The 24,130-nt window shown below is 62.5% G+C and carries 22 protein-coding genes; 7 read left to right on the top strand and 15 right to left on the bottom strand.

Features of this window, described 5'->3' with window-relative positions; all coding sequences use genetic code 11:
- The first annotated feature begins 11 nt into the window (after positions 1 to 11).
- From NCR98_RS16370 to NCR98_RS16360, 3 genes are read left to right on the top strand one after another with little or no spacing between them, the layout of a single operon-like run.
- Positions 12 to 2,087 (top strand): flagellar biosynthesis protein FlhA, encoded by a 2,076-nt coding sequence (locus NCR98_RS16370; RefSeq protein WP_250526673.1) that lies wholly within the window; start codon positions 12 to 14, stop codon positions 2,085 to 2,087.
- Entirely contained in the window at positions 2,087 to 3,418 is a 1,332-nt protein-coding gene (locus NCR98_RS16365; RefSeq protein ID WP_250526672.1) for a FliI/YscN family ATPase, read from the top strand. The genes NCR98_RS16370 and NCR98_RS16365 overlap by 1 nt, the downstream gene beginning before the upstream one ends.
- A complete protein-coding gene (locus NCR98_RS16360) occupies positions 3,415 to 3,837 on the top strand; it encodes a hypothetical protein (protein WP_250526671.1) in 423 nt (140 codons plus the stop codon). Before NCR98_RS16365 ends, NCR98_RS16360 begins: the two co-directional genes overlap by 4 nt.
- Before the next feature lie 129 nt (positions 3,838 to 3,966).
- Here NCR98_RS16360 and NCR98_RS16355 read toward each other — a convergent pair whose 3' ends face one another.
- The 6 genes from NCR98_RS16355 to NCR98_RS16330 form a co-directional block, all read right to left on the bottom strand.
- Complete coding sequence (locus NCR98_RS16355) at positions 3,967 to 6,645, bottom strand: ATP-binding cassette domain-containing protein (RefSeq protein ID WP_250526670.1); 2,679 nt, start codon at positions 6,643 to 6,645, stop codon at positions 3,967 to 3,969.
- Positions 6,646 to 6,770: 125 nt separating this feature from the next.
- The gene (locus NCR98_RS16350) at positions 6,771 to 9,155 is read right to left on the bottom strand and encodes a DNA polymerase II (RefSeq protein ID WP_502799756.1); all 2,385 of its coding nucleotides are present in this window, start codon (positions 9,153 to 9,155) and stop codon (positions 6,771 to 6,773) included.
- Positions 9,156 to 9,351: 196 nt separating this feature from the next.
- Positions 9,352 to 10,014, bottom strand: coding sequence for a flagellar transcriptional regulator FlhC (gene flhC, locus NCR98_RS16345; RefSeq protein WP_244828264.1), 663 nt, complete (start codon positions 10,012 to 10,014; stop codon positions 9,352 to 9,354).
- 18 nt (positions 10,015 to 10,032) lie between these two features.
- On the bottom strand, positions 10,033 to 10,350 hold the full coding sequence (gene flhD / locus NCR98_RS16340) for a flagellar transcriptional regulator FlhD (protein ID WP_244828265.1): 318 nt from the start codon (positions 10,348 to 10,350) through the stop codon (positions 10,033 to 10,035).
- Between the two features lie 513 nt (positions 10,351 to 10,863).
- Positions 10,864 to 12,015 carry a purine-nucleoside phosphorylase gene (locus NCR98_RS16335; RefSeq protein ID WP_244828266.1) on the bottom strand — a complete coding sequence of 384 codons (1,152 nt, stop codon included), beginning with the start codon at positions 12,013 to 12,015 and terminating at the stop codon, positions 10,864 to 10,866.
- A gap of 140 nt (positions 12,016 to 12,155) precedes the next feature.
- On the bottom strand, positions 12,156 to 14,720 hold the full coding sequence (locus tag NCR98_RS16330; protein ID WP_250526668.1) for a mechanosensitive ion channel domain-containing protein: 2,565 nt from the start codon (positions 14,718 to 14,720) through the stop codon (positions 12,156 to 12,158).
- A 261-nt stretch (positions 14,721 to 14,981) separates the two neighbouring features.
- Here NCR98_RS16330 and NCR98_RS16325 point away from each other — a divergent pair, with 261 nt between their 5' ends.
- Positions 14,982 to 15,221 (top strand): hypothetical protein, encoded by a 240-nt coding sequence (locus NCR98_RS16325; protein WP_250526667.1) that lies wholly within the window; start codon positions 14,982 to 14,984, stop codon positions 15,219 to 15,221.
- Positions 15,222 to 15,243: 22 nt separating this feature from the next.
- Here NCR98_RS16325 and NCR98_RS16320 read toward each other — a convergent pair whose 3' ends face one another.
- The 3 genes from NCR98_RS16320 to NCR98_RS16310 form a co-directional block, all read right to left on the bottom strand.
- Positions 15,244 to 16,173, bottom strand: coding sequence for a cation diffusion facilitator family transporter (locus NCR98_RS16320; protein WP_250526666.1), 930 nt, complete (start codon positions 16,171 to 16,173; stop codon positions 15,244 to 15,246).
- Positions 16,174 to 16,224: 51 nt separating this feature from the next.
- On the bottom strand, positions 16,225 to 17,289 hold the full coding sequence (gene selD, locus NCR98_RS16315) for a selenide, water dikinase SelD (protein ID WP_250493325.1): 1,065 nt from the start codon (positions 17,287 to 17,289) through the stop codon (positions 16,225 to 16,227).
- A gap of 63 nt (positions 17,290 to 17,352) precedes the next feature.
- The gene (locus tag NCR98_RS16310) at positions 17,353 to 17,913 is read right to left on the bottom strand and encodes a putative glycolipid-binding domain-containing protein (RefSeq protein WP_250526665.1); all 561 of its coding nucleotides are present in this window, start codon (positions 17,911 to 17,913) and stop codon (positions 17,353 to 17,355) included.
- A gap of 259 nt (positions 17,914 to 18,172) precedes the next feature.
- On the opposite strand from NCR98_RS16310, the gene NCR98_RS16305 reads away from it, so the two are divergent.
- Positions 18,173 to 18,598, top strand: a complete 426-nt coding sequence (locus NCR98_RS16305; protein ID WP_244828275.1) for a BspC domain-containing protein — start codon at positions 18,173 to 18,175, stop codon at positions 18,596 to 18,598.
- Between the two features lie 16 nt (positions 18,599 to 18,614).
- Here the strand turns inward: NCR98_RS16305 and NCR98_RS16300 are convergent, their stop codons facing one another.
- On the bottom strand, positions 18,615 to 19,139 hold the full coding sequence (locus tag NCR98_RS16300) for an RrF2 family transcriptional regulator (protein ID WP_244828276.1): 525 nt from the start codon (positions 19,137 to 19,139) through the stop codon (positions 18,615 to 18,617).
- A gap of 398 nt (positions 19,140 to 19,537) precedes the next feature.
- Between NCR98_RS16300 and NCR98_RS16295 the strand changes: the two genes are divergently transcribed.
- Positions 19,538 to 19,753: a hypothetical protein gene (locus NCR98_RS16295; protein WP_404989445.1), complete on the top strand. Its 216-nt coding sequence runs from the start codon at positions 19,538 to 19,540 to the stop codon at positions 19,751 to 19,753.
- A 68-nt stretch (positions 19,754 to 19,821) separates the two neighbouring features.
- On the opposite strand, the gene NCR98_RS16290 is transcribed toward NCR98_RS16295, so the two are convergent.
- From NCR98_RS16290 to NCR98_RS16270, 5 genes are all read right to left on the bottom strand, one after another.
- Positions 19,822 to 20,580 carry an anti-sigma factor family protein gene (locus NCR98_RS16290; protein WP_250466890.1) on the bottom strand — a complete coding sequence of 253 codons (759 nt, stop codon included), beginning with the start codon at positions 20,578 to 20,580 and terminating at the stop codon, positions 19,822 to 19,824.
- Positions 20,577 to 21,095 (bottom strand): sigma-70 family RNA polymerase sigma factor, encoded by a 519-nt coding sequence (locus tag NCR98_RS16285; RefSeq protein ID WP_250466889.1) that lies wholly within the window; start codon positions 21,093 to 21,095, stop codon positions 20,577 to 20,579. The genes NCR98_RS16290 and NCR98_RS16285 overlap by 4 nt, the downstream gene beginning before the upstream one ends.
- A gap of 25 nt (positions 21,096 to 21,120) precedes the next feature.
- Positions 21,121 to 21,264 carry a hypothetical protein gene (locus tag NCR98_RS16280; protein WP_244828281.1) on the bottom strand — a complete coding sequence of 48 codons (144 nt, stop codon included), beginning with the start codon at positions 21,262 to 21,264 and terminating at the stop codon, positions 21,121 to 21,123.
- 71 nt (positions 21,265 to 21,335) lie between these two features.
- Positions 21,336 to 21,707, bottom strand: coding sequence for a COG4315 family predicted lipoprotein (locus tag NCR98_RS16275; protein WP_244828283.1), 372 nt, complete (start codon positions 21,705 to 21,707; stop codon positions 21,336 to 21,338).
- A 144-nt stretch (positions 21,708 to 21,851) separates the two neighbouring features.
- A complete protein-coding gene (locus NCR98_RS16270) occupies positions 21,852 to 22,847 on the bottom strand; it encodes an AraC family transcriptional regulator (RefSeq protein WP_250493318.1) in 996 nt (331 codons plus the stop codon).
- 233 nt (positions 22,848 to 23,080) lie between these two features.
- Between NCR98_RS16270 and NCR98_RS16265 the strand changes: the two genes are divergently transcribed.
- Positions 23,081 to 24,121 carry an aldo/keto reductase gene (locus NCR98_RS16265; RefSeq protein ID WP_250466886.1) on the top strand — a complete coding sequence of 347 codons (1,041 nt, stop codon included), beginning with the start codon at positions 23,081 to 23,083 and terminating at the stop codon, positions 24,119 to 24,121.
- Positions 24,122 to 24,130 lie beyond the last annotated feature (9 nt).

Raw genomic sequence — 24,130 nt, 5'->3', positions numbered from 1 at the left:
AATCCGGAATCATGAACCGCCCATCCGTTCCCCTCTTCGCCAGCTTGCCCCGACAGATCGCGCGCCACGCACACATCGCGGCAGCCGCGGGTTTCATCAGCGTGCTGGCGTTGCTGATTCTGCCCATCCCGCCGTTCCTGCTCGATCTGTTCATCGGCATGAGCTTTTGCGCGGGTTTCGTCATGCTGTTCTCCACGATCTACGTGTCGCGCGCGGCGGATCTTCCGGGCTTTCCCGCGCTTCTGCTCATGACCACGCTGCTGCGTCTCGCGCTGGCCATCGCATCCACCAAGATGATCCTGCTCCAGGCGCACGCCGGGCGAATCATCCAGGCTTTCGGCGAGCTGGTCGCGGGCGGCAACGTCGCAGTCGGCATCGTCGTCTTCCTGGTGCTCTGTGCGATTCAGTTCATCGTGGTCGCGAAGGGTGCGGACCGCATCGCGGAAGTCGCGGCGCGCTTCACGCTGGATGGCATTCCAGGACGCCAGATGAGTATCGACGCCGATTCGCGAAGTGGGCTCATCACCGCCGAGCAGGCAGCGCTGCTGCGTGCCGGACTCGAACGCGAGACCTATTTCTACGGATCGCTCGACGGCGCCATGAAGTTCGTCAAGGGCGACACCATTGCAAGTTTCGTGATCGCGCTCGTGAATATCGTGGGCGGACTCGCGGTTGGCATCGGGCAGCGCGGCATGCCGTTCGGCGACGCCTTGCAGGTCTATACGATCCTGACTATCGGGGATGGCCTCGTTTCGCAGATACCATCGCTCGTCGTGTCGATCGCGGCCGGCCTGCTCGTCACGAGAGTATCGCCCGCGAGCGGCGCCACCAATCTCGGCACGGACCTTTACGAGCAGTTGACGCTTCGGCCTCACGCACTCGTCATGGCGGGCGCGTGCTGCGCGGCACTGGCGCTCATTCCCGGCTTTCCGCATGCGCAGTTTGCGCTGCTGGCCGCGCTGCTCGGAGGACTTGGCTTCGTGCTCATGCGCGCGGCGCAACGGGCGCGCGACGAGGCACGCGCTCCCATGCCCGCGCTTGCGCGCGACGGCAGCCGGTACATGCCTCATTTGCTCGACGAGGCCGAGGTTGGAACGAGCACCGTGCTGCGCCTTCGACTTGGCAACGATGCCTTCAAAGCCGTGCCGCGCGATGCGTTCAACCGCGTGCTCGGCACGCTGCGCCATCATCTCAACACGCGCTTCGGCCTGCCCTTTCCCGGCCTTGCCGTCGTGATCGACGAGCGGCTCGCCGCCGAGCGCTACATCATCGATGTCGACGATGTACCGTTCGCGAGCGGCACGCTCATGCCCCAGCACGTCCTGGCGAGCGGACGCCCGGCGGATGTGCCGGCCGAAGGCCCGTCGGGGTATCGACCGGGCTTCGAGAAGTCAGTGTGGATCGCGGCCGGCACCGCCGCGTCGCTCGATGCCTCCGTTCTGAATACCGCCACGCCCGACGACGTCCTTGCTCAACACCTCATCGAGATATTCGAGCGGTGCGCACCGCGCCTGATCGGCACGCAAGAGGTGCGCTTTCTGCTCAATCGTCTGAGCCCCGAGTTTCGCGAACTCGTCGCGCAGATCGAACAACGGATCACGACAGCCCGGCTCGCGGCCGTGCTGCGGCAGTTGCTGCAGCAACGCGTGTCGATCCGCAATCTGCGTGGCATCCTCGAAGCCATTCTGCGCGTGTCCGCAAACGAACAAACGCTCGAACGCATGGTGCGCGAAAGCCGTATCGAACTCGGCCATCAAATCGCGCGTACCCATGCGAACCTCGATACCTGGGAGATTCGCGGCGGCGTGCTCGAAGCCGAGTGGGAGAACGAGCTCGAAGCCAGCATTCGCCACGGCTCGGACGGCGAGCCATATTGCCCGCTCGATTTCATGCAACTGGATACGTTGCGCCGCGTTTTGAGCGGTGCGGCCACGCCCGTGAGGCTGCTGCTCACATCGGCGATTCTGCGGCCGCATTTATCGCAGGTGCTGGGAGCGATCGGCATCCGCATGGATGTGCTCGCCATAGACGAGATTCCGCGCGACGTCTACCGCATCAACGCTTCGGTTACCTTCACGAGGCCATAATGCGCAAGACGACTGATGAAGACGCAAAGCCGGTCGGCAGCTTGATGGCCGGACCGACGCTTCACGGCCGCGTGGTGGAGGCGCGTGGCGTGATCGTCCGCGTGGTGGGCGCGTCGCTGCGAATCGGCGAACGTGTGCGACTCGTGCGGCCCGACACACTCGAGGAGCAAACAGGCGAAGTAGTCGGTTTTGCTCCGGACGGCGCACTCGTCATGCCGTTATCCGGACTCGCGGGACTCTCCGACATCACGCGCGTGGAGGGATGCGGGCTCGACTGGAATCGGCTAGATGCAACTCGCTTGCAAGGGCGCATTCTCGATGGCCTCGGCAAGCCGCTCGATGGCGGGCCGCCCGCGCCGCTTGCCCATGCGAGCGCGCGCTTCGACGCAACGACCGCGATCAATCCGCTCGACCGCCCGTTGATCGCGCAACCCTTCGTTACCGGTGTCAGGGCGATAGACGGATTGCTCACTTGCGGGGTTGGACAGCGTGTCGGCATTTTCGCAACCGCGGGCGGCGGAAAGAGCACGCTGCTCGGCATGATCGCGAACGGCGCACAAGCCGATGCCATCGTGATCGCGCTCGTCGGGGAGCGTGGGCGTGAGGTCAATGAGTTCGTGCATGACCATCTGCATGAACGCGAGCGGATTGTCGTCGTCGCGTCGACATCGGATCGTCCAGCGGCCGAACGTATCCGCGCGTCGCGTCTAGCCTGCGAGATCGCGGCCGCGCTGCGTTCCCAAGGTCGCCACGTCCTGCTGCTCTTCGACTCGCTGACGCGCTACGCGCGCGCCCTGCGCGAAGTCGGCCTCGCCGTGGGCGAACCGCCCGTGCGGCGGGGCTATCCGCCACGCGTGTTCGCGGAACTGCCGAGAATCGTCGAAATGGGCGGCCTGCTCGGTCGCGGCAGCGTCACTGCGTTTTTTACCGTGCTTGCCGAGGACGAAGATCTCGCCGATCCCATCGTGGAAGAAGCGCGATCGCTGCTCGACGGTCATATCCAGCTCTCGTCGCGTTTAGGCGCCGCGGGACACTATCCCGCCATCGATATCTTGCAGAGCAAGAGCCGGCTCATGACGCGGGTCGCCGGGGAGTCGCATCGCGCATGCGCCCAGCGCGTGCGTGAGTGGCTCGCGCGGTATCGGGACGTCGAGTTGCTGCTGCAAATTGGCGAATACCGGCGCGGCAGCGATGCCGCGAGCGACCGGGCCATCGACCGTCATCCGGCCATTACGGCCTTCCTTCGGCAGCGTCATGACAGCCACGTCGCTTTCGATAAGACAATCGCGGCATTGCAGGCGCTCGGCGAAGGCGCCGATACATCCACGTGACGGGCCGCGCCGGAGATCTGCGTCGCTGGGCGGTGCTTGCGCGCGTACGCAGGCTGCGGGTGCGGCGCGGCGAGGCAACGCTCGCGCAGGCGCGACAGGCCGCACGCGAGGCACGAGACGAAGTAGCCCGTCGCACGGAACTGCTGCGCAACCATGCCGCACAACTGCCGCGCCTACTCGCCTTGTGCTCGCACGAGCATGGCGGCGCTGCGACATGGCGAGGCGCTTTGCACACGCATCGGCTTCAGGCAGCGGCGCTGAACGCGTCGGTCTTGCAAGCGCAAGCCTTGTTGCTGCGCGCCGAGGCGAACGTCCGTTCCGCCATGTCCGCCTTGCAGCGTGACATAAAGAGGCACGACGACGCACGCGCCCGTGAAAGAGCGGCGCTGGCCAGCTTGAAGGACGACGACGATGCATGAACCGATCGGCGCGGCCAGCATGGCCGACGACCTCGTGCAATCGCGTCTCATCGCCCAGGCACCGCAGGCTATGTCAAAGCGCTCGGGCTCACGACACCATCGAAGCGTGCCTGACGCGCGCCAACGCGCTCAACGCCCCGCGCGCTCCAGCCGCGCGGCGACTTGCAGAATCGCTTCAATAAGCTTTTCCGCAGGCACGGGCTTCGTCATGTGCAACTGGAAGCCCGCAAGCTGCGCGCGCAAGCGGTCATCCGTCTGCGTATGTCCCGTCAATGCGATTGCAGGCATGCGCCGCTCCAGCGACACCCGCCGCGACGCTTCGAGTTCGCGCACCTGACGCAGCACTTGATAACCGTCTTCCTCGCCAAGCACGATGTCGCATAGAAACGCATTCGGCCACGCCTCGGCAGGCGTCGCTTCAAGCCAGTCGAGCGCTTCCGTTCCCGACGCGGCCAACCGCACCTGTGCACCAGCCGTTTCCAGAACGGCTTCGAGCGCTTCGCGCGCATCTTCCTGATCGTCGAGCACCATGACCGAAAGGCCGTTGAGCGCGTCGGCAACGTTCGCTTTCGGCTCGGCCAATGTCGATGCTTCGTCGGCCTCGACGACAGGCCGCAACGGCATGACGGCGACATACGCGAGATGGCCATCGACGTAATTCACCGTGAAACTGCCGCCCGTGCTGGTAAGCGCCTCTTCGAGCCGCGCCGCCTGTTCCTCGGTCAGCGGCGCGGGCTTATTGCCCGGGCCGAGCACGCACAAGCGCACCTGATTGTCTTCGCGCTCCACTCGCAGTTCGACACGCGCGCCGCGCGTTGCCGCACGAACTTCCGTGCGGCACAGATCGGCGATCACGAACTGCAGCACGCCGGGATCGCCCGTCACGCGAAGATCCGGCTCTGTCATCACCGTGAAGAGATGCACGCCGTGCTCGATGATCTCTTCATGCAGTCCATCCACCACGCCCGCGATCAGCGAGCCGAGTCCCACCGGTTGCGACGATACCTTGCGTTGCGCGTGCGCGAGTTCGCCTTGCTGCGATTGCAGCGACCACATGCGTGCATAGACGCCCGCGCGTTCGATCAAGTCAGCATGCTGCCCCTGCTCCACGATGCGCCCGTGCTCCATCACGAGAATCCAGTCTGCATTGACCACGGTCGAGAGCCGATGCGCGATCACAATCGAGGTGCGCCCTTGCGCGAGCCGGTCGAGTTCGCTCTGAATTGCGCGTTCCGAACGGGTATCGAGCGCAGAAGTGGCTTCATCGAATACGATGATGCGCGGGTCCTTCAGAATGGCGCGCGCAATTGCAATACGCTGCCGCTCGCCGCCCGACAGCCGTACACCGCGTTCGCCGACACGCGTCTCGTAGTGATCGGGCAAGCGTTCGATGAAGCCGTCGAGTTGCGCCGCGCGCGCCGCACGCACGACATCGGCACGCGTCGCCGAAGGGCGGCCATACGCGATGTTGTAGGCGATCGTATCGTTGAAAAGCACCGTATCCTGCGGCACGATACCAATGGCTTCACGCAGACTCTTCTGCGTGATCTCGCTGAGATTCTGTCCGTCGATGGTGATCACACCGGCCGTCGGCTGATAAAGCCTGAAGAGTAGTTTCATCAACGTGGACTTGCCCGACCCGCTGCCGCCCACCACCGCGAGTTTCTTGCCCGGGTGCGCGCGAAAGTCGATATCGCGCAGTATCTGCCGCGCCGGATCGTAGCCGAAATCCACGTGCTGGAACTCGATCTCGCCCGCGCTCACCACGAGCGGTTTCGCGTCCTGTTCGTCGATATCCTCGCCACGCCGTCCGCGCGCAAGCAGAATCTCGAACATGCGTTCGACGTTCACGATTGCATCGTTGGTCTCGCGAAACACGAAACCGAGCGTGTTCAGCGGCGAGCACACCTGCACGATGTACGCGTTCACCAGCACGAGATCGCCGACGCTCATCGTTCCCGAAACCACGTGTTGCGCGGCAAGCAGCATGACCGCCGCAATGCCCACCGCGATGATCGTGCTTTGCCCGACATGCAGAATGGTCAACGCGCGTTGATTCGCGGTGCGTGCATGCACCCATTGTTCGAGCACGCTCGAAAGCCGGCCGCGTTCGACCTCTTCGCTTGCGAAGAGCTTGACCGTTTCGTAGTTGAGCAGGCTATCGACGAGACGGCTGTCGGACTTTGCTTCGAGCCGATTGACCGCGCGCTGAAAGCGCATGCGATAGCGCGTGAAGATGAACGTATAGACCGCATAGCACATGAAGGTCACGCCAATCGCCAGCAAAAAAGTCGATGCATACTGGCTTACCATGATCGCTACGACGGTGCCGATTTCGATCAATGTCGGCACGATGGTGAAGATCGCCACGCCCAGCAAGAAGCCGATACCGTCCGCGCCCTTTTGCACGTCGCGCACCACGCCACCGGTTTCGCGTTGCGCATGAAAACGCGCACCCATGTTATGCAGATGCGCGAACGTACGCTCAGTGAATGACGCCACCGTGCGTTGCGTGACGATGCTGAACACCACGTCGCGTGCTTCGTTCAGCACGTCGCCGAGATAACGCATCAGCACGTAAGTGAGGATCACGAACACCGGAAACACGAGGTTCGCCGTGGGCTGGCTGAACTCGTCGATGACGTGCTTCAGCATCAGCGGCACGGACACCACAGCGAGGCGCGACGCGATCATCAACGTCACCGCGACGAGCGTCTGTACGCGAAATTTCCAGATTGCCTGCCAGAGATCGCCAGCAATGCGGTTACGCAATTGCGAGCGGCTGATTTCGCTTGATGCAGTCGACATATGCAACCATCCCGGAAGTTGAGGGAGGAAGGCGCCTTGAGAGCGGTTAAACGCGGCGCGGTCCGTCGTTCTCTTGCCGGACTTCGGGGAGATACGGCAGCAAGGAACGCGCCCGCATGAACCGGCTAAAACAGCGCGCCTTGCCCCGACATCAAAGTATCGAAGTCTTCGCGCAGGAAGGGCAGGATGCCGTCGGCAATCGGCTGTAGCTGCTTCGTCACGTAGTGTTCATAGTCGATGGCCGCATGGCGCGCTTCCACCGGCTCGGGACCGGCGAGCGTCATCACATAGCTGATCCAGCCGCCGTTCTGATATTGAAGCGGACGTCCGAGGCGCGTGTTGTGTTCGTCGGCACTGCGCGCGGCGCGTACATGCGGCGGAACGTTACGCTGATAATCGTCGAGGCTGCGGCGCAGGCGCTTGCGATAGACGAGCAGTTCGTCCTGCTCGCCGCGTCGGGTGCGTTCGACGTAATCGCGCACATAGTCCGCATAAGATTCGCCCTTGAAGATACGCATGTAAAGATCTTGCTGGAAACGTTGCGCGAGCGGCGTCCAGTCCGTGCGCACCGTTTCGAGACCTTTGAACACGATCTCCTCGCTGCCGTCCGCGCGCGCCGTGAGACCGGCGTAACGCTTCTTGCTGCCTTCTTCCGTGCCGCGAATGGTCGGCATCAAAAAGCGCCGGTAATGCGTTTCGTACTGAAGCTCCAGCGCGCTTTCGAGTCCGAAGGTCTCGCGCAAATGACATTGCCAGTATTCGTTGACATGCTCGACGAGAGCGCGGCCGATACGCGCAGCATCTGCTTCGTCGCGTGCACGGCGCAGCCACACGAAGGTGGAATCGGTGTCGCCGTAAATCACGCCATACCCGCGCGCTTCGATCAGTTCGCGTGTACGGTGCATGATTTCGTGTCCGCGCATGGTGATGGATGACGCAAGGCGCGGATCGAAGAAGCGGCAACCGCTCGAACCCAGCACGCCGTAGAACGAATTCATGATGATCTTGAGCGCTTGCGAAAGCGGCTTGTTACGTTGACGCTTCGCCGCCTCGCGACCTTCCCACACTTGCTCGACGATAGCGGGCAGGCAATGCTTCTCGCGCGCGAAACGCGCACCGCGAAAACCGGGCACGGTGGCGGCTTCATCGGTCTCGTGCATGCCTTCCGCGAGCCCGACCGGATCGATCAGAAACGTGCGGATGATCGACGGATACAGGCTCTTGTAGTCGAGCACAAGAACGGAATCGTAAAGACCGGGCCGCGAGTCCATGACGAATCCGCCGGGACTCGCTTCCTCGGGGACATCGCCGAGATTGGGTGCGACAAAGCCCAGCCGATGCATGCGCGGCATGTATAGATGCGTGAACGCCGCCACCGATCCACCACTGCGATCCGCCGCCAAACCCGTAACGGTTGCGCGTTCGAGCAGAAACGGCAGCAGTTCGGTCTTGTCGAAGACCTTGGTCACGAGTTCGCAATCGACGAGGTTGTAACGTGCGAGCGCCGGCTTGTCTTCCTGAAAGCGACGCTCGATTTCGTCCATGCGTGCATAGGGAGTGTCGATCGCCTTGCCTTCGCCGAGCAGCGACTGCGCGACATATTCGAGACTGAACGACGGAAAATTCCACGTCGCCGAACGCAAGGACTCGATGCCGTCGATCACGAGCCGCCCCGCAATCGAAACGAAGAAATGATTGCGCGTGATGCCGTGTTCGCGCCATTCCACCGTGCTGCCATCGCGGCCGAGACGTAACGGCACGCCGTAATCGTCCGCGTGTTTCTGCAGCACACGCAGATCGAACTGCACCACGTTCCAGCCGATGATCGCATCCGGATCGTGCCGCTCCATCCACTCGTTGAAGCGGCGCAGCATGTCGGCGCGGCTTGCGCAGTAGTCGAGGTCGAAGTCGACGGATGCATCGGCGCCATTCGCCGGGCCGAGCATATAGACCTGTCGCTCGCCGCAGCCTTCGAGCGCGATCGAATAGAGTTCGCCGCGAACGCTCGTTTCAATATCGAGCGAAACCAGCTTTAGGTTTGGCCGATACGAAGTTGCAGGCTTGAGTTCGCTGAAGATGTAACCGTCGCGCGCTTCGCCTTCGAAGGTCACGGGCGCGGTGATGAAGCGCTCCATGAGATAGCGCTCGGGTGGCCGAATATCCGCCTCGTAGACAACGATGCCCGCGTTTTTAAGGGTTTTTTCGAGCGCCAGCAATTGCCGATACTGTGGGCAGTACAGCCCGATTACCGGTTTTTGGCGAAAGTCCTTGAGCTGCAAATCGCGCAGTTCGGCATTGCGCACGCTCGCGACGAGCGGCTCCGCTTTCGCTCGATCTTCGGCGCGGATGAATGCAACAGGCGTCTGCGCGCCGATTCGGATTTTGCGTGGGCCGTCATCGGTGGCGAGCCAGAACTCGACCTCCGTGCCGGCCGGCGTATCGCGCCAGTGGCGCGTCAGCAAAAATCCCTGTTGTGCGGATGACAAAGCCCGTCCCTTCGAAAAGCGCATGCGGCAAGGCATGCAATCGAAGTATTTTAATGGCGAGCTAAAAAAACGAACGGCGCGATGACCATGGAGTCAGCGCGCCGGCATCGAGATGAAAATCAGCTACGAGAACCAGAAAAGTAAAAAGCGGTAGCGGCATGCTGATTGTCCACCGTCCTTCCGGACGGCCCCCGGAGGATCAGTTCAGCGCCGCTACCGCCTAAGCGGCCTGTGCGACCAGGCCAGCCCGTTGCGGCTGCAAAGCCGCTACGTTGTCGAGTACCAGTTCTTCAAGCTCGGCTGGCACTTCGTTCTTGACAGACACAGCCTCCAGCGCGGCTTCTTGAATGGCCTGTTTAGCGGCCGCCGCTTTCTTGGTCTTCCCCGCGCGTGACGGCGGCTGGCAGGCCCCGCACACCACGTTGTTCTGCAAATCATGCTTGTGTGCGACGAACTTCCCGGTGCAGCGGCAGCATTTGGTCATCTGCAGCATGCCCGCGTCGAAGAAGCGCACAAGGGTCCAGGCCCGGGTGAGATCGAGTACCGCTTCGGCGCCGCTATGGTTGCAGTGCTCGAGATATAGGCGATACCCCTTGGTCAGCGCGTCGAGATGCGAGCAGCCGGCCTCGTTCTTGAGGAACGTGTAGGTGTTGTAGAACAGCGATGCGTGGATGTTCGCGAGCCACGTCATATACCAATCGGCCGAGAACGGCAGCATGCCCTTGGGCGGCGACGCGCCCTTCACTTCGCGATACAAACGAATCATGCGATCCCGCGAGAGCGTCAGCTCGCTCTCGAGCACTTGCATGCGTGCACCGAGCTCGATCAGCGCGATGGCGCGGAACACTTCCTGGGCATCTTCAGTGAGGCTCTTCTTCAGCATGGCTCGCTCCGTCTTTACTTAAGCGAACTGTTCAGCCGGCTGGCCAGCCAGCAGGATTGCCGCGTGCGTCGGCGCAATTTCCGCGTTCTTGGCGGGCTGCGTCAAAGCCGACAGCATCGAGTGATCGTTGAAGCGAAATGCGCACAGCAGGTTGTCCGACTGGGCGAGCTTGACGACCTGAGCGAGCGTGAGGCCCGACAACAGATCGGCGAGTTCCGCCGAAAGACCGAGCCGGAACATGCCGATGGCGCGGTCCTCGCGCAACAGACGCTGCGCGAGCATGATGTACGACAAGTTGATTTCCCGGATCGATTCCAACGTTTCGCGACCGTTCATGGTTGCAACTTCCAGTAAATCCCCGATTTCCCGCCGGCTTTGTGCCGATATATTTTTTTGCCTCACCGAACTCAACTCTGCCCGGCTACGTCCATCTGATTTTGTTTCAGCGCGTTACATCTTGTAACAGACACTGTGAAACGGATTCTAAGAAGACTCTGAAGCGAACGCAAGAGCATCTCAATAATATTTTGTTGCAAACAACACTTTGCATCGGTAACTTTTTCGCGGCTAAAAAAGCGGCAATATTGACCGCGCTGTTTTTGTCATTCTTTTGGATTGAGCGCTTAATACGGACGGCTGATTTTTTGTAGGATTATCGCCGATGCCCGCAAGAACGGGGCTTCCGGCGGTTCGGTTGACACTGGTCACGAGTATTTTTGAGACGATGAGAAAGCGGTAAAAATCAGTAAAAATGCCGCGAACCCGGTTTTTACCGAATTGCGGCATAAGTGGCAATATTTACTTTTATGCAGTTACAGGTTTGCGACGCCGTTTGAGCAGCGCTCGCGACTAGTGTTGCGGCACGCCTTTACGCCAAGCGCCCCAATGTGTAACGACTTCTTGCACGAATGGGTTACCGGTCAGATACAGATTCTGAATTGCAGGTACGAAACCGCCTTGCGCGGAATAGTTCAACAGGTTGTCGGAGGCGGTTTGTCCTTCGTACGGCCGGTCGAAGTCCGAACCGGCGCGCAAAACCGCAATGCGTGACAGATCGACCCGCTTGATGCTGGCCGCGCGCTTGAGCGCCTCGTATGTCGCGTTGTCTTCCTGCTGCGTCGTGCAGTAGATGCCTTTGCCATCGGTCAGCAGGCGCGTCCAGTAGCGTGCCCTTTCGCCGATGTATTTACCCGACCACCAAGTATCGCCCGCGAGCGTGTCGCACTGGATCACGTGCGGCGGACGGTTGGCCGGCGCGTAGTTGAACTTGGCGCGCGCGACCTTGGCGTCGTCGCTGTCGGAGAGCGTGACGTTGCGCGAGATGGCATAGGCGGCATCCGTCAGCGATGCATTGAGGGCAAACACTTCGGTGCGGTAATCGAGCGGCGGCTTTTCGGTGGGCCCCTTCGTGTTGATACCGAGAAAACCGCTCGGCCAGTCGGCGGGTTTCTCGCGCGCGTCGAGTTCCCATTGAATGCCGAAATCGACCAGATATTTCGCCCACGCGGTCGAGCCGAGCGTGCCGCGCGCCGGATCGATCCCGGCAATGCCCGCGACCAGAAAGTACGTGCGGCGCAAATCGAAGCGCTCCGAGAACGCGAGCGCCATCATCGATGCGGCCGCGTTCGTGTGTCCCATGCCGGTTGTCATCACACAGACATCGTCGCGGTTGCAATGGACTTCGGGATAGTCCGGCGAGAGCCCCGGCACTTTGATGGCCTGCCATGGCCCGAGCTTGTCGAGCCACACCTGGCCTTCCGGACCGAACATGCTGACGATCATCACCTTGACCTGACGGCCACCGCCGCCACCGCCGCCGTAGCGGTCATCGCTGTCGTGATCGTCGAATTGTTGGGCGAAGGCGCATCCCGTTGCGGCCGTGAGGCTTGCGAGTCCTAACGCAAACAGGCCCTTGCGGACAGTCTTGCTTAACGCGCGTGAAGAAGAACGTGAGGGGAAGCGTGAAGCGGATTTTGAACGTGACCGGGCGGCAATGTTCATGGGGGGGCGTGCTCCTCGATAAGGTTCGAACTTCGAAGAAAGCCGCGCCCTGTTGCCATTCGTTTTGAGGGGCGCGGCCGGCCCGACCGATTATAGAAGCGTCAATAACAAAACAAGCCCCGCGCCAACCCTTAAAACGCTCAAGCCTGCGATGTCCGCGGCGGCGGCGCACTGGACGCCGTGCCCTGTCCGGCAGCCGCCTCGCCCGTCGGATGCTGCGCCGCCTTCGACGGTTCGCCGCGCTGATCGGCGGGGGCGTCACCATCGACGTCGGCTGGAAGCGCCAGATCGTGCGCCGCGTCCTGCGTGCCGTTGACGATCACGAAGTTACGCTGCGGATTGGCGATCTCGATCCCACGCGCCGTGAACTCGTTGAGAATGCGCCGGTTGAACTCGCGTTGCACCGGCCAGCGCGTGCTGTCGCGGCACTGAATCTGACCGGCGAGCGTGACGGTGGAACCATCGACGGCATCGACGCCCCAGAAGCTGAAGTCGGAGAGAATGCCGTCTTTGAAGGCGTCGTCTTCACGTAGCGCGGTGCCGATTTCCTTGAGCGTCGAAATGGCCAGATCCACGTCCTGACCGAGCGCGACCGACACGCGCACCGCCGCGTTGCCAATGCCGCGATTCGTATTGTTGACCGTGGATACCGAACTGAACGGCACCGTGAACAGCGAGCCGTCGCCGCCTCGCAAACGCACCGTGCGAATAGACAGATATTCGACCGTGCCCGAGACGCCCGCGACCGTCACCCAGTCGCCCACTTGCATGGCGTTTTCCATCAAAAGGAAGATGCCGGTGATGAAATCCTGCACGAGCTTTTGCGAGCCGAAGCCGAGCGCCACGCCGAAAATGCTCGCGCTCGCCAGAAGCGGCGCGGTGTTGACGCCGATTTCCGAGAGACCGGTGAGCACGACGACCATGGCGATGACGATGAAAAGCGCGGAGCGCATCATCGGTAAAAGCGTGCGCAGGCGTGCGGCGCGCACGCGGTCGCCACTCGCGTTCCATTGATCGAGACGCTGCTCGACCATTACGTTGGCCGTCTCCCACACGATGACCGCGAACACCGCCGCGACCGCGATGGTCACGAGCGCGGATGCCAGCCGGTTGCCAATGCCGCCCGATGTGAAGAACTGCACGATATGCACGCCCCACACTTCGAGCAGCGCCACGACCGTCACCACGGCGATGATCGTCTGCACGGCGCGGCGCAAGAGCGGGTAATAGCGATAAGCATGACGATGCGCGATGGACTTCGCCGCGAAGTCGTCGTCATCGTTTTCGTGGAACACGCGGCCGAGCGCACCGAACGCGACGATTGCCGCGACGCGCGCGCCGACCAGCACGAGAATGGACACGCCGCCGAGATGGAACAGCGTGCGATAGCCGTTCTGCACGTCCAGCGCCCAGACGAACCACAGCGCGAGCACGAAGAAGATGGCGACGGCGGCCCAGATATCGGCGATCCAGCCACCGAACAGCGCGGTCGATTTATGACTGCGCATGCGTTCGCGGATACGCTCCGCCACGGGCTTGCGACAGTCGAAAATGGTGTAGGCGAGCATCAGATGGATGTCGAGCGTGACGATCTTCAGAATGGCGATGCGCGCCGCTTCCGACAGTCCGAGCGGCTCCGCGCCGTTGGCCAGCGCGATGCCGATACCCGCGATGATCACCATGCTGCGCAGCTTGCGATACGTGTAGAGCGCGTACTGATCGCGCATCTGCAAAAGCCGCAAGCCGGTGGCATGCGGCGCCAGCAGAAAGCCGCTCACGAGCATGATGATGCGGCAGACGAGGTAGGCATCGATAAACTCGCTCGCGACATGCGATTCGATCGAGTTGTCGTCGATAAAGATGGACACCAGAAGCGTCGCCACGCCGATGAACACGCCAAGCGGAATGAACTTGAAGAGCAGATACAAAAGCGCATTGGGCAGACGCTGCAACAGGGTCCAGTGACGTGCCGCGTGCCGCTGGCCGCGCGCCGTTTCCACCTTGCGCTCGGCTGCATGCTGCGCGGCTTCGTCGCCGGTGCGCTCGGCGAAGTGCTCGGCGCGTTCCGCCGCATGTTCGTTCTGCACGAGTTCGGGATCGGTGACCTCGGCATCGGCGACACCGCGCGCGGCGATCTTCGCACGCGATTTACGCAGCAGACGGCCGCCGACGATTTCAAGCAAAAACGCGGGCACGAGACACACGAGCACGATCCAGAGCACGTGACCGAACTGCGCGCGCGATTCCGGCGTCGCCATGCGTTGGCTCCACCAATGCACCACGGAACGAATGTTCAGCAACTCGGCCAGCGTATGCCGCATCTCGGTTGCGAACTGAACGACCCAGTTGCCCGCCTGATGCGATAGCTGCGAGGCAAGCCCGTTCGCCGTCAGCGATTTCGCAAGCACGCCCGACGCGCCCGAAGCAGGCGCAGCCGTTTCCGCGCCGCTCGCCGCCGTGGCGCTCGCGGCCGTCGGTGCGGCAAGCGCGCCGGCCGCCGCCACTGCGCGCAAGGTATCGGCGACCTGTGCGCGGCGTTGCGGATCGTTGAGCACCGCAAGGGCATCGCGGGCCTGTTGCGGCGTGAGCGCGACCGCGGGTTGCGACGCGCCTTGCGCCGAACCGGCGGCAATGGCGGACGCCGAAAGAAGCGAGCCGAGACTCGTGAAGGCGAGCAGACAGACTAAGAGTATGAGTTTGCGCATGGGTCGAATGAAAATCACGAAATTGCTGGGACTCGATGCGGACGACGCGCACGCCCTATCCTAACGCGATGCCCCGGTCCAACGCAGTAACGGCATGGCCGGGTCTCGACGCGGGGCCGGAATGAAGTCTGCTGATATGCAGACATTGAAACGACGCGAATTGAAATGAACGCGAGACTCAATGATTCTGGAGACAGGCTCCCGCAAGCTCGCCGCGACGATAATCCGGACCGTCGCTCCAACTGGCTCACGCGTCCTGCAATGAAATTGACCGTGCTCTGGGTAGCACTTGCCGCGCCTGCCCTGCCGTTTGCAGCGCAAAGTCCGCTCATGCGGGGTGGACGAGCGGCGTCGGCGGCTTCAGCGGAAATGCCGGACGATGCATCGTCCTTGCCGGAAATGGGCGTGACGCAAGTGCCCGCGCGCGGCAATACGCAAGTTCCGGACACGCCTGTCACACCGAGGCCGCACAACGCGCGACCGCCGGCTCACTTGCCGTGAGCCGGACGACGGACGACAGGTTTCAAGCCGCGGCGGCGGGCTTGCTGGCTTCGCGCGGCACGTCCGGTTCGAAGAACACCCAGCGCACCTGCGGAAAGGCTTGCTGCAAATCTTCCTCGACGATGTTGATTGCATCGATCATCGCGCGGCCGCTGGCATAGTCGATCATCTCGGCTTGCACGGCGACAACGACATCCTTGCCCCACTGCAGTGTGATCAAACTGATGATGCGCGTAATCTCGGGCCGCGCGCGCAAATGCGCTTCGATGGCTTTGCGCACTTCGGGACTGGCCGATTCACCGACGATCATCGACTTCACTTCGCGCGCAACGAGAAACGCAATCAGCATCAGCAACACGCCCACGCCGACCGAGCCCGCCGCGTCCCATGCGGGGTTGCCGGTGATCATCGTCATGAGCACGGCAGCGAACGCGATGGCGAGACCCGCGAGCGCGGCCACATCCTCGCCTGCGACAACCAGCAACTCCGACTCGCGCGTCTCGCGGAACCAGCGCCACATGGTCTTGTTGCCCGCCGTCTTGCGAATCTCGCGCACCGCGCCCGCCAGTGAAAACGCTTCGAGCACGACCGAGATGCCGAGAATGACAAGCGCGACGATCGGGTTCGTTAGCGGCTCATGATGCATCAAACGATGCGTGCCTTCATACACCGAAAACGCGCCGCCGACGAAGAACAGCAACAGCGCCACGATCAGCGCATAGAAGTAAATCTCGCGCCCCGAGCCGAGCGGATGCAGCGCGTTGGCTGGCGCCTGCGCGCGCTTGAGCCCGAGGAGCAGCAGCAGCTGATTGCCGCAATCGGCCGTGGAGTGGATGGCTTCGGCGAACATGGAGCCTGAGCCAGTGAAAGCAGCCGCGCCGAACTTGCATACGGCGATGCCGAAGTTGGCGGCGAGCGCATAGAGAATCGCTTTCGGAGATTCTTCCTTCATGTGCGAGTGATGTCCCGGTGGATGGTAAGAGCTGGGTTACGCGGATGCGTCTCAGGCCACTTCGATACGGCCCGCGCCGTCCACCATCTCGCCGATCACGGCGGCGTCGGAGAAGCCATCCGCGCGGAAGATCGCGAGCACGTCGTTCACGGCTTCAGGCGCGCACGAAACGAGCAGACCGCCCGAAGTCTGCGGATCGGTAAGCAAGTTGCGAGCCTCGTCCTGAGGCGCGTCGAGGGATGCGGCAAGCGATACATCGGCGCCATACGCGTTCCAGTTGCGTCCCGACGCGCCGGTGTAAATGCCCGCGCGCACGAACTCGCGCACCTGTGGCAACCACGGCAGCCTTGCATAGTCGATACGTGCGGTAAGTTGCGCGCCGCGTGCGAGTTCGAGCGCGTGGCCGAGCAGGCCGAAGCCCGTCACGTCGGTGAGTGCATGCACGCCATCGAGCAGAGCGAGTTCCGCGCCGGGGCGATTGAGCTTGGTCGTCGCGGCGATCATCGCGGCGTAGCCCGTGGCATCGAGTTGATCTTTCTTCAATGCGGCCGACAGTATGCCGACGCCGAGCGGCTTGCCGAGCACGAGCACGTCGCCCGCGCGCGCTGCCGCGTTGCGCTTGACGCGCGACGGATGCACGATACCGAGCGCGGCGAGCCCGTAGATAGGCTCGACGGAATCGATTGAATGCCCGCCCGCGACGGGAATGCCCGCCTCGGCGCACACCGACTCGCCGCCCTTCAGCACTTGCGCGATCACGTCATGCGGCAACACGTTGATCGGCATGCCGACGAGTGCGAGCGCAAGAATTGGCTTGCCGCCCATGGCATAGACATCCGAGAGCGCATTGGTCGCGGCGATGCGGCCGAAGTCGAACGGATCGTCGACGATCGGCATGAAGAAGTCGGTCGTCGCAACGATAGCCTGTTCGTCGTTGAGCTTGTAGACGGCGGCATCGTCGGCGGTGTCGTTGCCGACGAGGAGATTGGGGAACGCGGGCAGTGGCGTGCTGCGCTTGAGCAGGTCGGCGAGCACGCCGGGTGCGATTTTGCAGCCGCAGCCGCCGCCGTGGGAGAGGCTGGTCAGGCGGGGTGATGCGCTGGAATGGGCGGTCATCTTGGGTTCATCCGGTAAGTGCGATCGATGCGGCATTATCGCCGCTCGGGAACAAACGCGCGCTCAGGCAGTACGTTTGAATAGCCCCGGATACGCTGTAACGAGCCCGTTCTCATCGACATCGATCTCGGCCGTAAAGCCCGTATCGAGCCCTTCGTAGCGATAGCGGCGCCCATCTTCCAGGCACGTATAAGCCTGCTCGACCGCGCTGACAGTCAACGCCGGCACATTCACATAAGCGACGCGAATCACGCGCCGCTCACCGCGTTGCAGCTTCAACCGGCGAATGGGCAGCGTGTTCGTGAAAGGCGTCGCGCTCAGGTCGACGTCGATACAACCGCGGAGTTCATCGCGTGCGGAGCCGTCGGCGTCGATCCATGCGTGTTCGTCTCCGTCGTCTCCATCTGACCGATGCAGATCGAGCGTCGCACCGCCCGGGAGCTTCGCGGCAAGCCGCGTGACCTGCCAGCGCGCATCGCACTCTATGCGATAGACGAGGCCGAACGCGCCCGCCTCGCTTTCGCCAGCGACCACGCTCTCGATCACGATCGGCGACGCTTCATCGTCCAGTACGAGATGTTCCAGTCCTGTGCCGTCCGCTTGCGACCATCTCACTGTTTTCATCGCGCGCCTCGTTGTGAGTTCGAAAGCGCAGCATACAACGCAGCCCAAACGCCATCGATCCACCTTCGACACGCGCCGCACGCTCGACGCGCCGAAACATCACACAGTATACTTCGCGAAATCTCAAAAAGACGCGCCCGATCCGTGCCGACGTTGGCGATGTCGCCCGAGCCCACGTGACAGGCGCCAGCGTATTGCCGTTCATCGCGCAGGCTCGTCTTTGTCCGCCTCTTCGCTCTCGCCGCTCATGACTCATCGCATGAAAACTGCCTTCGTTCCCGCCTTGTTCGCATTGCTCTTGTCCGCGTCGATGGTTCAGATCGCGCAGGCCCAAGAGGCGCCCGATAACGTGACGGAAGACTATTCGTATCTGTCGCGGCTGCATGTGCCGGAGAGCGTCGCGCAATGCGTCGCGGCCTTCGACCGCTGGGTTGCGGACGCGCCGAAGTACGACGCGCTCATCGTGCCCGACCGCCGCGTGTTGTCCGCCAGAATCGACAGCGAAACGCCCGTGTTTAGCGTGGGCAATCCGATTCCAGTCGATCAGGTCATCGTGATGCGCGCGTTCGCCAAGGCGCGCGGCAAGACGAAATGGACGCGCGTGGACAGCCGATGCGGCGTGCGCGACGGGCACGTCGTGGGCGTATCGCTTACGCCGAACATAAAGCCGACCATCGTGCGTTGATTGGCGACGGTGCAGACTAGCCTCGCGCGGCGCGTTTGCCCACGTTCTTTCCGCCCAGCCATTTGACGACCTGCGGCCCGAAACTGCGCGGCGCCTTTGCATTCACCCGGCCTGCGAGATCGGACAGCTTGTCCGCGGCCAGCGCTTCGCGCATGCGCTTCTCCGCGTTCTTCATGACGGCGTGAACGGCGCACACGCCGCTCGTCGACCACGGCGGCGCTTCTTCGCCAAACACCGCGCAACGCGCGCGAATCTCGCGACATTCGAAGAGCGGCTTGTCGCCATCGATGGCATGCACGACATCCAGTACGCTGATCTCTCGCGATGGCCGCGCCAGCGAGAAACCACCGCGCGCGCCTTCGGTCGCGGTGACGAGCCCCGCCTTGTGCAGCTTCGTGAACAGCTTCGCCACGAACTCCGCCGGCACGCCTTGCAGTTCCGCCAGATCGCGCACGCTAGCGCCGCTCACACCGTGCGGCGGCTCCGCGAGATAGAGCATGCAGTGCAGCGCGTACTCCACGCCCGTGCTGATATGCGCCATGTGTCACTCCGATAAGCGTGATCGTAGTTCAGGATAGTGCCACGCTCGCAGGCCGACAGCGGCAATCTCAAATTAATAAGCGTGCTTCCAAATATTTCAAGCTTCACCTTTGCTTACAAACGAACACGGCTTGTCATTTTACGAACCGCTAAATTGTTCTCATGGACTCACCAAGGAGAAATCCATGAAGAAGCTGGCGATACTTGTAGCACTGGGCGTGGCGCTCGCGGGCTCACTCTCGGGCTGCATCATCCTGCCGGACGGTGGCGGTTACCACCATCATCACGATTACTACCGCTAGAACACCGGCATGACAAAAATCCATAACTACTACCACCGCGCTCGTAGTTACGAAGCGAGCCAACGGAAGACCACGAATACCGAAGGAGCAAATCATGTTGAACAAGACTAAGAAGAGCCTCTTGATCGCGTCCCTTGCAGCGTCGCTTGGCATGGGCATGATGAACGTTGCATCGGCGGACGATCATCGTCCGCATCATGTGGTGAAGGTCGGCTGGCATGGCGAGCGCTACTGGGACGGTCATCGCTACTGGGCGCGTAACGAGTGGGAACGTCACCATCGTCCGCATCACGAAGAGCCGCATCGTTATTGATCGGCTTTAAAGAAAAAGCCGCAGCGACTCGAAGCGCTGCGGCTTTTTTTGCCTGGCGAGCCTGAGCCTCACCAGTCCTTGGGGTTGCCGCCCAGTTCCTTGCAGGTGTCGTAGGCAATCGCTTGCAGCTTGGCCTCCCCGATCTGCCCCGAGAGCGCATAACCCACGCTGTCCGCGGCCCAGTAATACGTCCTGCGCGGGCCGTCGCGCAGCATCCGGATTTGAGCGTCGTTGCGTCGTACCGTCGCCATGTAAAGCGTGAGACGTTCGCCCGCTGCGTTCTGATACATGAACTGCGCGGCCGGCCCGTCTTCACCGGGCAAGAGCCTGCCCCCCACGAGCTGAAAGCCATACTCGACGAGCGATGGAATCGTCAACGTTCGATTCAACCGCTTCGACAGCCAATTGACGAGATGGTCCTGCTGCGACGCCGCCACTTCCACCGCGTGACGTTGCTCCGGCGCATACACCGCATAGGCAATGTCCGCGCGTTCCGCGAAGCGCGCACGCGGCTCGCCGAACGAAGGCAGCAGCATGTGCATCAAGAATCCACACGCGACGCCCACCACGAGAAAGCACGCGGCCAGGAGAAAGCGCTCGCGCTTTCGCGCACGCATGACGACGATCTGCGGCTCGGCCTGCTCCGCCGCGAAGAGCGCGCGCAACGCATTGTCCTGCGCGCGATAGTCGGTCGCAGTCGCCTGCAGCGCGGGGTCATCGGCCAGGCGCGCTTCGACGGCCTTGCGCTCATCGCCGTGAAGCTCGTCGTCGAGCCAGGCAGAGAGCGCCTGAAGGTCGCGATCCGGCGGTCGTTCGTCGTGGGTCATGTCCGGCTCACCACTTTCAGCGACGACGCACGGCGCCCCGGTTCCTCGCCAAGCAGAACGCGCATGTGTTCTCGCGCCCGCGAGAGGCGCGACATCACGGTTCCGGCTGGCACGTTCAAGACCACGGAGGCCTCCTGGTAACTCATTTCCTCGACACACACGAGCAACATGACTTCGCGCTGTTCGACCGGCAGGCAGTAAAGCGCGCGTTGCACGTCGCGCAGCACGAGTCCGTCCACTTCGCCACGCGGCGCGGCCATCTGCCGCCACGGCGCGGTTTCATCGTCGACGGCAATGTCGCGCCGTCCGCGCAACTGGTCGATATACAGGTTGCGCATGATCGTGAACAGCCACGCGCGCAGATTGGTCCCCGCGCGAAACGACCGCATGCGATTCAACGCACGCTCGGTCGCGTCTTGCACGAGATCGTCGGCCCAGGCGCGGTCGCCCGTCAACGCGCGCGCATAGCGGCGCAATTGCGGAAGATGCGCGAGGAGATCGCTCTCGAAACTCACGGCCGTAGATCCGGACGATTCGGCATCAGTAGCTGCCCTTCATGACCGGATCGGCGGCGCCGGCTCCCGCATTACCCGAAGCACCCGCCGTGCCGCTCGCGCAGCCGCTCGACGCCAGCGCGCAGACGAGCGCAGCCAGGAGCAACGCTGCTCCGGACAGTCGTTTCATGTTCGTGTCCCGTCAGAAAGAAGACTCGCGGGCTCGCCGGTTTATTCCCGCGAGCCCGCTCGCAGAAAAGCTTACGGCTTTACGACGTGCCAGACATCCTTGAAGTTGTCGCCGTTTTTATCGCCGGGCTTGGTGTCCTTGGCAAAGCGGTATACGCGCTTGCCGTCGTACGCCCATTGCTTGCCGCCGTCGGCGGTTTCGGTGGTCCACTTGCCGCTCGGCTGATCCGAGGCGCCCGCCATCGCGGCGGGCCACGCCTGCGCGCAGCCGCCGGAGCAGGCGCTCGCGCCGCCCTTGGTGTCTTTGTCGAAGGTGTAGAGCGTCATGCCGTTGTCATCGACGAACATGCCGTTCGATTCTTTCGGCGCCGCGGCGAACGCGGGCGATGCCAGACACGCCGCCGCAACCGCGGCCGTGACGATCGTGAGGATGCGCTTCTTCATTTCATCTTCCTTATTGGAGAAGTATCCGTAGAACGTTCGGCAGCGCTGCGCTATTCCGCGGACGATGAAATAAACCGATGCGGCAGCGCCGTCGCATCGCCATGCGGCAAGCTTTGTTCGACCGTGCGGCGCGCTTGGCTTCGTTCAGGCGCCGGTTGCGGCGGCATCGCGCCAGCGCCGCGTGTCGCGCAGCGGCGGCGCGCCGAAAAGGCGGCTGTACTCGCGGCTGAACTGCGACGCGCTTTCGTAACCGACGCGATGCGCGGCCGTCGCGGCATCGGCGATATCGAGCAGCATCAGACGCCGCGCTTCCTGCAGGCGCAACTGCTTCTGATACTGCAGCGGACTCATCGCCGTCACGGCCTTGAAATGATGATGCAGCGAAGACACGCTCATATGCACGTCCCGCGCGATATCTTCGACGCGCAAAGGTTGATCGAAGTTCTGACGCAGCAGAAGAATGGCCTTCGCGATGCGCTGCGTCTGGCTGTCCTGCAAGGCGATCTGGCGCAGCCGCGCGCCGGAACCGTTCATCAGCAGCCGATACAGAATCTCGCGCTTCACCAGCGGCGCGAGAATCGGCACGTCGTCCGGCGTGTCGATGAGGCGCAAGAGGCGCAGCACCGCGTCGAGCATGGAATTGCCGAGTCGATTCACATACACGCCGCGCGTGGCGTCCGACTGTGTGACGGGCGGCAGATGCTGGTCCTGAATCAGCGACGTGATCTCTTCGACATCGAGATCGAGCCGCATGCCGAGATAGGGCTCCGTTTCGCTTGCCACCGTCACTTGCCCGATCACCGGCAGATCCACCGACGAGACGAGGTAATGCATGGGGTCGTAGACGTAGACGTCGTCGCCAACCATGATGCGCTTCGTGCCTTGCGCGATCAGCGCGAGCGCGGGCGTTTGAATACCCGGCTTCGGCCCGCCCGGATTCATGATGCGGTGCACGAAGACGCCTGGCACGCAGGTTTCGATGGAACCCTCGCAGCCCGCCGTCAAGCGGTCGAGTAGCGAGACGAGTTCGAGACGCGCCTGATCCAGCGCGGGATCGAGCATCTGATTGTTATTGCGCATCTCTCTGGGATGCTCATGCGGATCTTTGTCGGCGAGGCCGGGTGTGTCGTTCAGCGCCATGATTTTCCGAGGAATTTAGCGTTCGAAGGAGTCTCGTTAGCTTACTCGCGCGGGCGCGGTTGTGCTTAGGGTCGCGCGCCCGCTTTGCAGGAATTGGCAAGGATTCGACAGGATCAGGCTATGACACGCAAGAGGCGCGGGAAGATACTGCATTGCCGGCGCGACGCGTCGACCGGTCGAAACATCGACACTTCGCGCCTTCCGATCACCGCATCGTTACTCTGGAGCCTTCCATGCGCTACAGGAAATTCGGCAATACCGGCCTATTCGTCTCCGAACTGTGCCTCGGCACCATGACCTTCGGCGGAGGCGGCGGCGGCATCTGGGACAACATCGGTCAGCTTCAGCAGGCGGACGCCGACAAGCTCGTCGGCCGCTCGCTCGACGCGGGCATCAATTTCATCGATACCGCCGATGTCTATGCCGACGGCCAGTCCGAGATCATCACGGGCCAGGCGTTGAAGAACCTCAAGGTGCCGCGCGAGAACGTGGTCGTCGCGACCAAGATTCTGGGCGAGGCGGGAACCAAGAGCGTGAATTCGCGCGGCGCGTCGCGCTTTCATATCATCGATGGCGTGAAGGCGAGTCTCAAGCGCCTGCAACTCGATCACGTCGATCTGTATCAGATTCACGGATTCGATCCCGCCACGCCAATCGAGGAAACACTGCGCGCGCTCGACAATCTGGTGCAGCACGGCCACGTGCGCTACATCGGCGTGTCGAACTGGGCCGCGTGGCAGATTGCCAAGGCGCTTGGCATTTCGGAGCGTTTGGGCCTGGCGCGTTTCGAGTCGTTGCAGGCGTATTACACGATCGCCGGGCGCGACCTGGAGCGCGAACTCGTCCCGTTGCTGCAAAGCGAAAACGTCGGCTTGATGGTGTGGAGTCCGCTCGCGGGTGGCCTCTTGTCGGGCAAATACACGCGCGAAGGCGGCAAGGAAGAAGGCGGCCGCCGCACGAAGTTCGATTTTCCGCCCGTGAACGTGGACCGCGCGTATGACTGTATCGACGTTATGCGTCGTGTCGCCGAAGCCAAGGGCGTTTCGGTGGCGCAGATCGCGCTTGCATGGTTGTTGCACCAGAAGGTGGTGACGAGCGTGATCGTCGGGGCGAAACGTATCGAGCAACTCGATGACAACATCGCGGCGACCAAGGTAACGCTCAACGCCGACGAGCTCGCCGCGCTCGACGAAGTGAGCCAGCTTCCCGCCGAATATCCCGGCTGGATGCTGACGCGGCAGGGCGAGTATCGTCGCAAGCAGTTGAGCGAGTGACGCGCGGCT

The organism is Caballeronia sp. GAWG2-1 (assembly GCF_023631405.1).
GTDB lineage: Bacteria > Pseudomonadota > Gammaproteobacteria > Burkholderiales > Burkholderiaceae > Caballeronia.
The sequence above is the reverse complement of the archived record's forward strand: the minus strand, read 5'-3'. Positions and strand labels throughout refer to the sequence as shown.

What these genes read in the sequence shown, in the direction of transcription:
- NCR98_RS16320 (WP_250526666.1), bottom strand. Translation starts at nt 16,173, where the DNA reads ATGAAGGAAGAATCTCCGAAAGCGATTCTCTATGCGCTCGCCGCCAAC.
- flhC (WP_244828264.1), bottom strand. Translation starts at nt 10,014, where the DNA reads ATGCTGAAGAAGAGCCTCACTGAAGATGCCCAGGAAGTGTTCCGCGCC.
- NCR98_RS16280 (WP_244828281.1), bottom strand. Translation starts at nt 21,264, where the DNA reads ATGAAACGACTGTCCGGAGCAGCGTTGCTCCTGGCTGCGCTCGTCTGC.
- NCR98_RS16325 (WP_250526667.1), top strand. Translation starts at nt 14,982, where the DNA reads ATGAAATTGACCGTGCTCTGGGTAGCACTTGCCGCGCCTGCCCTGCCG.
- NCR98_RS16310 (WP_250526665.1), bottom strand. Translation starts at nt 17,913, where the DNA reads ATGAAAACAGTGAGATGGTCGCAAGCGGACGGCACAGGACTGGAACAT.
- NCR98_RS16305 (WP_244828275.1), top strand. Translation starts at nt 18,173, where the DNA reads ATGAAAACTGCCTTCGTTCCCGCCTTGTTCGCATTGCTCTTGTCCGCG.
- NCR98_RS16265 (WP_250466886.1), top strand. Translation starts at nt 23,081, where the DNA reads ATGCGCTACAGGAAATTCGGCAATACCGGCCTATTCGTCTCCGAACTG.
- NCR98_RS16350 (WP_502799756.1), bottom strand. Translation starts at nt 9,155, where the DNA reads ATGCGCTTTTCGAAGGGACGGGCTTTGTCATCCGCACAACAGGGATTT.
- NCR98_RS16290 (WP_250466890.1), bottom strand. Translation starts at nt 20,580, where the DNA reads ATGACCCACGACGAACGACCGCCGGATCGCGACCTTCAGGCGCTCTCT.
- NCR98_RS16270 (WP_250493318.1), bottom strand. Translation starts at nt 22,847, where the DNA reads ATGGCGCTGAACGACACACCCGGCCTCGCCGACAAAGATCCGCATGAG.
- NCR98_RS16335 (WP_244828266.1), bottom strand. Translation starts at nt 12,015, where the DNA reads ATGAACATTGCCGCCCGGTCACGTTCAAAATCCGCTTCACGCTTCCCC.
- NCR98_RS16330 (WP_250526668.1), bottom strand. Translation starts at nt 14,720, where the DNA reads ATGCGCAAACTCATACTCTTAGTCTGTCTGCTCGCCTTCACGAGTCTC.
- NCR98_RS16370 (WP_250526673.1), top strand. Translation starts at nt 12, where the DNA reads ATGAACCGCCCATCCGTTCCCCTCTTCGCCAGCTTGCCCCGACAGATC.
- NCR98_RS16365 (WP_250526672.1), top strand. Translation starts at nt 2,087, where the DNA reads ATGCGCAAGACGACTGATGAAGACGCAAAGCCGGTCGGCAGCTTGATG.
- selD (WP_250493325.1), bottom strand. Translation starts at nt 17,289, where the DNA reads ATGACCGCCCATTCCAGCGCATCACCCCGCCTGACCAGCCTCTCCCAC.
- NCR98_RS16355 (WP_250526670.1), bottom strand. Translation starts at nt 6,645, where the DNA reads ATGTCGACTGCATCAAGCGAAATCAGCCGCTCGCAATTGCGTAACCGC.
- flhD (WP_244828265.1), bottom strand. Translation starts at nt 10,350, where the DNA reads ATGAACGGTCGCGAAACGTTGGAATCGATCCGGGAAATCAACTTGTCG.
- NCR98_RS16275 (WP_244828283.1), bottom strand. Translation starts at nt 21,707, where the DNA reads ATGAAGAAGCGCATCCTCACGATCGTCACGGCCGCGGTTGCGGCGGCG.
- NCR98_RS16300 (WP_244828276.1), bottom strand. Translation starts at nt 19,139, where the DNA reads ATGGCGCATATCAGCACGGGCGTGGAGTACGCGCTGCACTGCATGCTC.